10 protein-coding genes are annotated in these 12,285 nt (G+C 57.9%); all 10 read left to right on the plus strand.

Going from position 1 to position 12,285, the window contains the following annotated elements; translation table 11 throughout:
• The first annotated feature begins 12 nt into the window (after nucleotides 1–12).
• Entirely contained in the window at nucleotides 13–2,163 is a 2,151-nt protein-coding gene (locus tag AC5S26_RS05620; RefSeq protein WP_494183868.1) for a phosphocholine-specific phospholipase C, read from the plus strand.
• A 14-nt stretch (nucleotides 2,164–2,177) separates the two neighbouring features.
• On the plus strand, nucleotides 2,178–2,723 hold the full coding sequence (locus AC5S26_RS05625; RefSeq protein ID WP_494183869.1) for a DUF2911 domain-containing protein: 546 nt from the start codon (nucleotides 2,178–2,180) through the stop codon (nucleotides 2,721–2,723).
• Nucleotides 2,724–3,333: 610 nt separating this feature from the next.
• Entirely contained in the window at nucleotides 3,334–5,685 is a 2,352-nt protein-coding gene (gene hypF / locus AC5S26_RS05630; protein ID WP_494183870.1) for a carbamoyltransferase HypF, read from the plus strand.
• 1 nt (nucleotide 5,686) lies between these two features.
• Nucleotides 5,687–6,004 (plus strand): HypC/HybG/HupF family hydrogenase formation chaperone, encoded by a 318-nt coding sequence (locus AC5S26_RS05635; RefSeq protein WP_494183871.1) that lies wholly within the window; start codon nucleotides 5,687–5,689, stop codon nucleotides 6,002–6,004.
• The gene (gene hypD / locus AC5S26_RS05640; protein WP_494183872.1) at nucleotides 6,001–7,194 is read left to right on the plus strand and encodes a hydrogenase formation protein HypD; all 1,194 of its coding nucleotides are present in this window, start codon (nucleotides 6,001–6,003) and stop codon (nucleotides 7,192–7,194) included. Before AC5S26_RS05635 ends, hypD begins: the two co-directional genes overlap by 4 nt.
• The gene (gene hypE, locus AC5S26_RS05645) at nucleotides 7,181–8,305 is read left to right on the plus strand and encodes a hydrogenase expression/formation protein HypE (RefSeq protein ID WP_494183873.1); all 1,125 of its coding nucleotides are present in this window, start codon (nucleotides 7,181–7,183) and stop codon (nucleotides 8,303–8,305) included. The genes hypD and hypE overlap by 14 nt, the downstream gene beginning before the upstream one ends.
• 313 nt (nucleotides 8,306–8,618) lie before the next feature.
• Entirely contained in the window at nucleotides 8,619–9,680 is a 1,062-nt protein-coding gene (locus tag AC5S26_RS05650; protein ID WP_494183874.1) for an NADH-quinone oxidoreductase subunit B family protein, read from the plus strand.
• Nucleotides 9,681–9,702: 22 nt separating this feature from the next.
• Nucleotides 9,703–11,505 (plus strand): nickel-dependent hydrogenase large subunit, encoded by a 1,803-nt coding sequence (locus AC5S26_RS05655; RefSeq protein WP_494183875.1) that lies wholly within the window; start codon nucleotides 9,703–9,705, stop codon nucleotides 11,503–11,505.
• Nucleotides 11,505–12,086 carry a NifU family protein gene (locus tag AC5S26_RS05660; protein ID WP_494183876.1) on the plus strand — a complete coding sequence of 194 codons (582 nt, stop codon included), beginning with the start codon at nucleotides 11,505–11,507 and terminating at the stop codon, nucleotides 12,084–12,086. The genes AC5S26_RS05655 and AC5S26_RS05660 overlap by 1 nt, the downstream gene beginning before the upstream one ends.
• Nucleotides 12,087–12,097: 11 nt before the next feature.
• Entirely contained in the window at nucleotides 12,098–12,277 is a 180-nt protein-coding gene (locus AC5S26_RS05665; protein WP_494183877.1) for a hypothetical protein, read from the plus strand.
• Nucleotides 12,278–12,285 lie beyond the last annotated feature (8 nt).

The raw sequence follows: 12,285 nt of genomic DNA on the forward strand, positions 1-12,285 counted from the left end.
GTGTGGAGATCTATGAAAAGGGTTAGAAGTAGACGGGACTTCCTGCGGCTTGCAGCGACCTCGACGGGAGTGGCGGCAGGGATGTCGGTGCTGCCGCCCGCAATTGCCAAGGCACTTTCGATTCCTGCCGATCGCAGGACCGGAACCATCATGGACGTGCAGCACGTCGTGATTCTTATGCAGGAGAACCGATCCTTCGACCACTACTTCGGAAGCATGCGGGGCGTGCGCGGGTTCAACGATCCCCGTCCGGCCCGATTAGCCAACGGCAAACCTGTCTGGTATCAGCCGCCGGTTGTGACCAGGACGGAGCGATACCACGACCGCGGCTTGCCGGAAGAGGCCAAGTACGTTTTGCCTTTTTATCTCGACCCGCAACGCACGACGGAGCATACGACGGGGGGCGACCACGGCTGGAGCAGCGGTCACCTCTCGTGGAACCACGGCAAATATGACCAGTGGGTAAACCAGAAGCAGGACGTCATCACGATGGGTTACCTGAAGCGAAATGACGTCAGCTTTCACTATGCTCTCGCGGACGCTTTCACGGTGTGCGACTCATATTTTTGTTCAGTGCATGCCAATACGGCCCCGAATCGGATTGTTCTCTGGTCGGGCACGGTGGATCCGCGGAATGCGTATGGCACACGAAAGAACGGTCCCGGTTTTGGAGAACGCCACAAGCAGAATGGATTTACGTGGACGACCTATCCGGAGCGGCTGGAGAAAGCCAACATCAGCTGGAGGCTCTACCAGGGGGGGACGGGAGAGCCCGGGTCGCCGACGGACAACTATACGGATAACTCGCTCGAATTCTTTTCGCAGTACCAGGTTGAAGAAGAAGCTTCCCCGGATTCACCGCTGGTTCGCAAAGGTGTAACGGATCGCACGCTCGCCGAGTTTCGCCAGGATGTCACGAGCGGAAACCTTTCGCAGGTTTCATGGATCGTTGCTCCTTACAAATATTCCGAGCATCCTGAAGCTTCACCCAGCGATGGAGCCTATTACGTCAACACGGTTCTTGAGGCGCTTACCGCCAATCCTGAGGTTTGGAGCAAAACCGTATTCATCATCAACTACGACGAGAACGACGTTTTCTTCGACCATGTCGTTCCTCCCATGCCGCCAGCTACGCAGAAGCAGAATGCGGAGGGTATGGTATCGGATGACCTGCTTGAAAGTCTGCAGGATGAGTTTCTTAATACAGATAAGCATCCGCACGAGCAGCATCCGTTGATTCCGGGAGCTGATCCTGGCGGCCTGCAACCGATCGGGTTGGGGCCGCGTCTCCCGATGCTGATCGTGTCGCCGTGGAGCAAAGGTGGCTGGGTCTGCTCCCAGGTCTTCGACCATACGTCGGTTCTGCAGTTTCTTGAGGCGAGATTTGGAGTTGCGGAGCCGAACATCAGCAAGTGGAGACGGGCAGTCTGCGGAGACCTGACGTCCGCATTCGATTTTTCAAGCGCGCCGGATACGACGCCCTATCAATTCGCGGTCCCATTGCCGATTGTTTCCAAGCATGAACCGCCTACGGTTCCCGCAGTGCAGTCGATGCCCGTACAGGAGAATGGGACGAGACCCGCTCGTCCGTTGCCTTATCAGATTTACATCGATTTTCGAATCGATACCGAGAGCGGAAAGGTTTGGGTCGACCTGATCAATCAAAGCAAGGTCGGAGCCGCGTTTTATATCTACAGCACAAAGCAGCCCCAGGAGAATCCGAGGCGTTATACGGTTTCCGCATTGCAACAGCTCAGTGATTATTGGAGTCTCTCTGATCTGGGTACAGCCAAACTTTCAGTCTTCGGCCCCAACGGATACCTCACGGAATTTTCCAACAACCCATCTTCAGATCACGCGGAAAAGCCGGAGGTAAAACTGCGCCACGATGCGGCGGGCAATCTTCGTCTGACGCTCCATAATGCTGGCACATCGCCATGCACGATGCAGGTGTGCAATTCGTATGATGCTCACGATGTGCGGCATCACACGATTGCCCCTGGTAAAACGATGGAGGATCGCTCGAATCTTGCGTCCAGCTCCGGCTGGTTCGATATCTCGATCACGCACGATTCAGACCCAGGATTTCTTCGTCGCTTCGCGGGACATGCCGAAAATGGGCGCCCCAGCACCAGCGATCCCGCTGTATTCAAGGAAGCATAAGTAACGGAGGATATATGCTCAGCAAGATAGAGTTTTGGGCAGTGAGCTTATTGCTATGTGCATCGTTTCCAGTGATAGGACAGGCAAATATTTCATCGGCCAACGAGCCCGCACCAAGCTCGCGGCAACAAAGCAGTACGGTGATCAACGGTCAGAAGATTACGATCGACTATGGCGCTCCGTCGCTTCACGGAAGAAAGATTCTTGGTGAATTGATTCCGATCGGAACAGTGTGGCGGACCGGCGATGGTGCGGCAACAACGCTCAAGACTCCGATCGATCTGAAGATCAGAGATTTGTACGTACCGGCTGGGACCTATACCGTTTATAGCATCGTCACGAAGAAGGGCTACCAGCTCATCATCAATAAGCAAACGGGGCAATCGGGTGCGGAGTACGATCAGAGTCAGGATTTGGGTCGAACCCTGCTCAACACCAATGATACCGATGGGCCGATCGAACAGCTTCTGATCGATTTTGAGAATAGCCACAGCAATAAAACGGAACTGCATATCAAATGGGGATATTCAGAGTCGTGGCTGCACATCACGGCCCAGTAACCTCAACATCCCAAAGACCGTCACTTTTGTTGTTACATTCTCTCTTATCGTATTGATAAGAATTACGATAGCATCCCGAGTTTGCTACTCCATTAGCAGAGACCAGACCTGATAACATGAGTCGCGTCCCGCCTATTTAAGTACGAAAAGCAAAAACAGTTTTGCCGCGGAAATCTCGCGATTTCAGTAAGTCTACTCAAAAAGATTTTCGAGAAAGAGAAATGGCGGTGGATGCAGTCTGCAGCGAACTAGTCTCCCGCGAGAGATTCCCGGTAACAGGGAAAATACAGGGTATTTTCTCGATTTTGATACATTCGACTCCACAGGAAAATGTCTCTATCCCTCTAATATGCGGGACATTTACTGCACTCTCGTCATGAATCTGGCCTGGAAAGAACAGGGAATTAAAAATCCTGCATCAGGGACTTGCGTTCCTTGATACAGGCTTGAAACGCGCTATTCGAGAGTGGAAAATTCTGTATAACGCGTCATCGATTTCACCTGCAGCCCGCTTTAGCTCTGCTACTGAGTGAGATCCGAGATCGCACGGTCCGGATTTGTCAGAATATCTTCTTTTCTTCGTGGTGTTAGCCTTGCGGACAGGGGCCCAATGATGCAGTCTGATCCCCCAGACTCGAGGACGCGGCGTCATATTCAGGTTCGAGGCATTGTGCAGGGAGTCGGCTTTCGGCCGTTCGTCTACAAACCTGCCACGTCGCTCAACCTCAGCGGTTTCGTCTTCAATTCCTCTTCAGGCGTGACCATAGAGATCGAGGGTGCCGCCGGGGGAATCCGCGCCTTTCTCGAGAGCCTGGAACTCGATCGACCGCCACTCGCGGAAATCCTCGAAGTAACCGTCTCCGAAAGGGCCGTTGTAGGCAGCGCCGGTTTCGACATTCTCGATAGCCGGGAGCAGGAGGGCGACTCCACCCTGGTCTCCCCAGACGCTGGCACTTGCGATGCCTGTTGGCGCGACTTCGGAGATCTCTCAAACCGGCGCTTTGGCTATGCCTTCACAAATTGCACACACTGCGGTCCGCGCTACACCATCCTCCAAGACATACCCTACGATCGCGCCAAGACAACCATGTCCGGCTTCATCATGTGCGATGCCTGCAAGAATGAGTACGATGATCCGGCCGACCGGCGCTTCCACGCTCAGCCAAACGCCTGCGGTGTCTGCGGCCCGTCGCTTTGCCTCGTCCCTAGCGGCTCCGTATCGGAGGACTGTTCCTACGCCGAGAAAGATTCGCTACTGGCGATCCGCATGGCACGGCAATTCCTGCGGGAGGGCAAGATCGTGGCCGTAAAGGGCCTGGGCGGCTTCCTGCTTGCGTGCGATGCCCGGAGTCACACTGCTATCGCGGAGCTGCGCAGACGCAAACGCCGCCCCTTGAAGCCCTTCGCCTTGATGGTGCGCGATCTGCAAGGGATCCAAAGCATTGGCGCAATGTCGCCCGAGGACGAAGCCACGCTGCAACATCCGCGTAGGCCGATAGTAATTCTGCCGCGCCGGCCACCGGGGGATTCCGCAGCGGTAGCCCTGCCCGACGTCCTCGCGCCCGGAAACAGCACACTCGGCATTATGCTTCCCTATACACCGCTGCATTATCTGCTCTTCAGCGACTCGGCGGAATCTGAGCCGGAGTTTCCCGCGCTCGTCATGACCAGCGGCAATCTCAGCGAGGAGCCGATCGTCGTCTCGAACACCGAAGCGCTCCGGCGTCTATCGGGCATCGCCGACTGGTTCCTGCTGCATAACCGCGACATCGCCACACGAGTCGATGATTCTGTGGTTCGCATCTTCGAGCGGCGGGAGCGTGTGCTGCGCCGTTCGCGTGGCTTCGTGCCGCAGACCATCGATTTAAACATCGAGTTGGAACAGGTCGTGGCTGTGGGGGCCGAACTGAAGAACACTTTCTGCCTGACTCGAGGCAGACACGCAATCCTGAGCCAGCATATCGGTGACCTCGAAAACTATGAGACGATGTGCTTCTTCGAAGAGACTCTCGAGAAGATGAAACATCTCTTTAAGGTCTCACCCAAGGCGATCGCACACGATCTGCACTCGGATTACAGAAGTACGCGCATGGCGCTCGCATCCGTCATCGACCACAGGTTTGCTGTCCAGCATCATCACGCGCACATCGCCAGCTGCATGGCGGAAAACCATCTCCGCGAAAAGGTCATAGGCGTCGCCATGGACGGCACTGGGCTCGGAACGGATGGCACGATCTGGGGCGGCGAATTTCTAGTTGCGGATCTTGCGGGCTTCGAGCGTCGCGCCCACCTTCGCACGGTGCTGCTGCCGGGCGGCGATGCGGCAATACGTCAGCCCTGGCGCATGGCGCTGAGCTACATTCGCGATTCTCTTGGCTCCCAGACGCATGACGATCTTGCCGGTTTTCGCGTGGTTCCCGCCACGCATTTCAAACTTGTGGACACGATGCTCGCGCGCGGCATTCAAACGGTGCAGACCTCCTCGTGCGGGCGACTGTTCGACGCCGTAGCGGCGCTATTGGGAATGGGTTCTGAGGTTACATTCGAAGGGCAAGCGGCAATTGCGCTTGAGACGGCAGCAGACTCAAGCGTTACGGATCGCTACGAGTTCGATCTGCGCCAAGGTGAACCCATCGAGGTCGATCTTCGTCAAACCATCGCGTCGATCGTCAGGGACATCCGGCGCGGACGGCGTGAGGGCGAGGTTTCTGCCTGCTTTCACAACACGCTTAGCGCGGCCATCGTCGAGGTCTGCTGTCACATTCGCAAGAGTGATGGCCTTAACCGCGTATGCCTGAGCGGCGGCGTCTTCCAAAACCACCTTCTGCTGGGACTTACGGTGGTGCAGTTGCGGCGTTTTGGATTTGGAGTATTCTTACACGCGATGGTGCCAGCGAACGACGGCGGTATTTCGCTCGGGCAAGCGGTTATCGCGAACGAGCTGTTGCGCCGCGGGGACTAACATGTGCCTGGCTATTCCCGGAAAAGTGGTAGACACCTACGACCAACGCGGTCTGCGAATGGCCAAGGTCCAGTTCGGCGGCGTCGTCCGCGAAGCATGCCTGGAGTACGTGCCTGAGACCCAGATCGGCGAATATGTCCTTGTGCATGTCGGCTTCGCCATCAGCCGCGTAGATGAAGCCGAAGCAGAGCGTACCTACCAAGCGCTTAAGGACCTCGATCAGCTGACCGAGTTGGAATCCCCAGTTGTCGAGGAGATCGCCGAGACGGACGAGCCAACCTACCCGGCGTGGATGAAACCCGGAGGGCTTCGACAATGAAATATCTTGATGAATATCGCGATGGGGAGATAGCGGCGCGAATCGTGGCGGAGATGCGACGCCTCCAGACCCGCCCCTGGGTTTTGATGGAAGTCTGCGGCGGACAGACCCACTCGATCGTGAAGAACGGCCTCGACCGACTGCTGCCGGAGGGCATCGAACTAGTGCATGGGCCGGGCTGCCCGGTATGCGTTACGCCGCTCGAGATGATCGATAAGGCGCACGCTATAGCGCGCTTGCCCAATGTGATCTTCTGTTCGTTTGGGGATATGTTGCGCGTGCCCGGCTCGGACGGCGACCTGTTCTTGATCAAGTCGCTAGGTGGCGATGTTCGCATCGTCTACTCGCCGCTCGACTGCTTGAAGATCGCCCGCGCCAATCCGGAGAAGCAGGTCGTATTCTTCGCCATCGGTTTTGAGACCACGGCTCCTGCCAACGCGATGCTGGCGTGGCGAGCACGTGAAGAGCAGGTGAACAATGTTTCGCTGCTGGTCTCGCATGTTCTGGTGCCGCCAGCGCTCGAAGTCATCCTGAGTGCCTCCGGCAATCGTGTGCAGGGCTTCCTCGGTCCGGGGCACGTCTGCGCTGTAATGGGATACAGCGAGTACGACCCCATCAGCGCCCGCCACCACGTCCCCATCGTCATCACCGGCTTTGAGCCGCTCGATATCCTCGAAGGAACGCTGATGGCCATCAAACAACTGGAAGAAGGACGGGCAACGGTTGAGAATCAGTACTCGCGTATCCTGAATCGCCAGGGCAATCTGCCGGCACAACAGCTGATCAGCAAGGTCTTCGAGGCCGGTGACCGCAAATGGCGCGGCATCGGCACCATCCCGATGAGCGGCTATCATCTGCGCGACGAGTTCTTCCAACACGACGCCGAAAAGCTCTTCGATGTGGCGGAGATCGCAACGCTAGAACCCCAGATATGCATCAGCGGCGAGATTCTTCGCGGGATCAGGAAGCCGCACGATTGCCCCGCGTTTGGAACGCTCTGCACACCGCAGCATCCACTCGGTGCGACGATGGTTTCGGCTGAGGGAGCGTGCGCCGCATACTACGCCTACGGCCGGCACCTGAACCCGCAAGGAGCCGACAAGCTCCATCAGATCGTCCCCGAACTCACGCCGCAAGACGTTACGACCCTGCCCATCCAAGAACGGGTACACTCTCATGCCAGCCGCTGAAGACGATCTCAAGACAAAGGAGATAATCACCGGCGAAGGTCTGGTCCCCTTCGGTTCCTGCCCACTACCCTTCTTTGACCACAAACAGATCGTGCTTGGCCACGGCAGCGGCGGCAAGCTCACCTCCGACCTGATCGACAAGATCTTTCTTCCCGCCTTCCGTAATCCCACGCTCGAGAAGCTGGACGATCAGGCGGTGCTGACCATCGCGGGTGTGCGCCTCGCATTCACCACCGACTCCTTCGTGGTCACGCCGATTTTTTTTCCTGGCGGCGATATTGGCCGGCTCGCGATTCACGGGACAGTGAACGATCTGGCTATGAGCGGTGCCCGCCCGCTGTATCTCTCGGCCGCGTTCATCCTCGAAGAAGGCCTAGCTGTCGACGATCTACGCCGGGTTGTCGCGTCCATGCGAGCCGCCGCCGTTGAAGCCGACATACAGCTCGTCACCGGCGATACCAAGGTCGTCAACCGCGGCAAAGGCGATCAGATCTTCATCACAACAACCGGTATCGGTCTCATCGAGTCCGGCATCAGCATCTCGGCCGATCGCGCCCGCCCCGGTGACAAGGTCATCCTTAGTGGCTACATCGGCGATCACGGCATGACGATCATGAGTCAACGCGAGGGTCTTGAATTCGAGAGCACCATCGAGAGCGACTGCGCACCGCTCCATGGCCTTGTCGCGGCCATACTTGCGACCGCCTCGCCTCATGTTTCCAAAGGAACGAACGACGTTATCCACACACTGCGCGATCCGACGCGTGGCGGCGTTGCAACCACGCTCAACGAAATCGCCAAGCACGCAAACGTCGGCATGGTGCTGGACGAGCGCACGATCCCTGTGCGCGAGTCGGTCAAAGGCGCCTGTGAGGTGCTGGGCCTCGATCCCCTGTATGTAGCAAACGAAGGCAAACTGCTCGCCCTCGTTGTCCCTGAAATGGCAGATGCCGTCCTCAAAGAGATGCGGCAGCATCCTTTGGGCCAGGACGCTGCCATCATCGGCGAGGTCGTCGAAACCCACCCAGGCATGGTGTTGATGAAGACTGAAATCGGTGGCATGCGTGTTCTCGACGTGATGTTCGGCGAGCAGCTTCCGCGCATCTGTTAGCCGTAACAGTCCGCTTGAGCTGGAGAACGGTTGAAATTGTGGAATGAAAATTTCTTACCAAACGCCACAAATACTGTGCATTTCGACGTTTGACACGAACTTGTACGAGGCGTAATCTCTTGGCCGTTGGGGGCCTGCACTTTTTGCGGGCTGTAAATCGAAGTGGGGATTCCGCTTCGAGAGGTGACAGGCTTGTCCTGCTTCTACCATCCCGCCCATCTAAATCCCCTACTCATTAGCTCTTATGTGCCTCCCCGCGCCGTTCGGCGCGCAGTCGGCTGCATCCTTTGCATGCCAGCCCAAGGAGAACTCCATGCCTGAACACGAAAGCAAGATCACCAGGCCTTCACCCGTATCCGACGTACATATCCTCTGGATTACCGCCGGCCTCAGTTGCGATGGCGACAGCGTCTCCGTCACCGCAGCCGAGCAGCCGAGCATCGAGGATGTTCTGCTCGGCGCCATCCCCGGTTTGCCCAAGGTTCACTTGCACAATCCTGTGCTCGCCTACGAGAACGGCGACGAGTTCATGCAGTTTTTCTACGACGCCGAAAAGGGTCTGCTCGATCCTTTCGTCCTCGTAGTCGAAGGCTCCATCCCTAACGAGAAGATCAAGAAAGAGGGCTACTGGGCGGCCATGGGAACCAACCATGACACCGGACAGCCCATCACCACCTGCGAGTGGATCGATCGTCTCGCCCCCAAGGCCCTGGCCGTCATCGGTGCCGGCACCTGCGCCACTTACGGCGGCATTCACGCCATGGCAGGGAACCCCACCGGAGCCATGGGCCTGGCCGACTATCTCGGCTGGGACTGGCGTTCGAAGGCCGGCCTGCCCATCGTCAATGTGCCCGGCTGCCCTGTCCAGCCCGACAATTTCATGGAGACTGTTCTCTACCTGCTCTACCAGGTCGCCGGACTTGCTCCCATGATTCCACTCGACAAGCAGCTTCGCCCCACGTGGCTCTTCGGCAAGACCGTTCACGAGGGGTGCGATCGTGGCTCCTACTACGAGCAGGGCGACTTCGCCAATGAGTACGGGTCTTCGAGATGTCTCGTGAAACTCGGATGCTGGGGACCGGTCGTGGATTGCAATGTGACCAAACGTGGCTGGATGCGCGGCATCGGGGGCTGTCCCAACGTGGGAGGCATCTGCATTGGTTGCACGATGCCCGGCTTCCCCGATAAATTCATGCCGTTCATGGATGAACCTCCGGGAGCCATGCTTTCGTCCACCATGATGGGCGGCTACGGCAAAATGATTCGCGCGCTGCGCGGCATTACCAATGCCACCGTCAACAAGGAACCGAAGTGGCGCCACAATCGTCCGGAACTCACCACCGGCTATCGCCCATACCGCTCCAATGCCTTCTAAGTAATCGAGAGAGGACCAAGCCATGGCAACGTTTCCCGATACCATCCCTGAACTTGACGAAAAGAAGCCCAATCTCGTCGAGATGAACTGGGATCCCATTACGCGAATCGTTGGGAGTCTCGGCATCTTCACTAAAATCGACTTCGCCAACAAGACTGTTGCCGAGTGCCACAGCACGTCGTCCATCTTTCGGGGCTACAGCATTTTCATGAAAGGCAAAGACCCGCGCGACGCCCACTTCATCACCAGCCGCATCTGCGGCATCTGCGGTGACAACCACGCCACCTGCGCTTGCTATGCGCAGAACATGGCCTTCAACGTCCGGCCCCCCGCACTGGCAGAGTGGATCGTCAACCTCGGCGAAGCGGCCGAGTACATGTTCGATCACAACATCTTTCAGGACAACCTGGTCGGCGTCGACTTCTGCGAGCAGATGGTGAAAGAGACCAATCCGAACGTCTGGGAGAAAGCGCAGCATACACCGTCGCCGAACGCCGAAAAGCACGGCTACCGCATGATCTCTGACATCATGACGGCGCTCAACCCCTTCACCGGAACCTTCTACCGCGAGACCCTCGCCATGAGCCGCCTCACCCGTGAGATGTTCTGCCTCATGGAAGGAAGGCATGTTCATCCGTCGACACTCTATCCCGGCGGAGTCGGCACTGTAGCAACTATCCAACTTTTCACCGACTACCTCGTCCGGCTGATGAAGTACGTCGAATTTATGAAGAAAGTCGTACCGCTGCACGACGATCTTTTCAACTTTTTCTACGATGCTCTTCCGGGTTACGAAGAGGTCGGCCGCCGCCGCGTCCTGCTTGGCTGTTGGGGATCCTACAACGACCCCGATCATTGCGACTACGAGTACAAGAACATGGCCGAATGGGGACGCAAGATGTTTGTTACGCCCGGCGTAGTCGTCGACGGCGAACTGGTGACCAACTCGCTCGTCGATATCAATCTCAACATCCGCATCCTCCTCGGCAGTTCCTACTACGACGACTGGCAGGGTTCCGAGACTTTCGTCGCCCGCGATCCGCTCGGCAACCCCGTCGATAAGCGTCATCCCTGGAACCAGACCACCATTCCGCGTCCACAGAAGCGCGACTTCAAGGGCAACTACACCTGGGTTATGTCGCCACGTTGGCTTGATAAGCGCACCGGAGACCACCTGGCTCTCGATACCGGCGGCGGACCCATCGCACGTCTCTGGTCAACCGCGCTCTCCGGACTGGTAGACATCGGCTACGTCAAGGCCACCGGGAGCAGCGTCAAAATCAATCTCCCAAAGACAGCAATGCTGCCAGAGACCGAGTTCGAGTGGCACATCCCAAAGTGGTCGAACACGCTCGAGCGCGATCGCGCTCGCACCTACTTCCAGGCCTACGCTGCTGCTACCGCGCTGCACTTCGTCGAGAAAGCCCTTGCCGAGCTGAACGCAGGCCGCACCGCGACCTGGACCGACTTCAAGGTCCCGGAAGAAGCCATCGGCTGCGGCTTCCATGAGGCCGTCCGCGGTGTTCTGTCGCACCATGTGGTCATCCGCGACGGAAAGATCGCCAACTATCATCCCTATCCGCCCACACCCTGGAATGCCAATCCGCGCGACATGTACGGAACCCCGGGGCCCTACGAAGATGCGGTCCAGAACACGCCGCTCTTCGAGGAAAACGGAGCCGACAAGTTCAAGGGCATCGACATCATGCGCACTGTCCGCAGCTTCGATCCGTGCCTGCCCTGCGGCGTCCACATGTATCTCGGTGACGGCAAGATCCTCGAGACCCGCCATTCTCCAATGTTTGGCGTAGCGGGGCACGAATAATGGCCGCTGGGCCCCAAACCGATACTCCACCCGAGGTCCTCGGCAGCATCGCACCTCGCCAGCGCGGCGAGTTCCACCTGCGGACTGAGCGAGTTGAAAAGCTCGCCGCCCGCCTGGAAAGCGCGGGTGACCCGGAGATCCGGGCTACCGCGCTCGACCTCGTACAGTCCGTCGTCGAATTGCACGCTGCGGCCCTGCAGCGTCTGGTCGATTCGCTCATGCGCACTCCCGAGGGCGAACAGGCCCTCACCGAAGCCCTGCAGAACGACCTGATCTCCAGCATGCTTCTATTGCACAACCTCCATCCAGACGACATCGAAACGCGCGTGCTGCGCGGTATCCAGAAGGTCCGTCCGTATCTCAAATCCCACGGCGGCGACGTCGAATTCGCCGGTGTACGCGACGGCATCGTTCACCTGCGCCTCCACGGAACTTGCGGGAGTTGCCCAAGTTCGTCCATAACCCTGAAGAACGCGGTCGAAGACGCACTCTTCGAAGTCGCGCCCGACATCGTCGAAATTGTGTCGGATAACTCCGCGACGACCACGCAGAGCAGACCCCAGATCGTAACCATCAAGTAAGGAGAACCCTCATGGCCAAACAGGATGCACACCCTGATACCCCGTCCCACGCGATCGGAATTCGCAAAGGCGAGAGCCGCGCGGAGCCGCCTGCCAAGCGCCCCACGCGCAAAGCCCAGGATGCCACTGGCATTAACCTCGAGCAGCGCGGCCCTATCCATCCCAAGATGCCTCACTTGCCGCCAGCGTAGCCTCGGGA

This window comes from Edaphobacter sp. FHG110511_03, assembly GCF_059115365.1.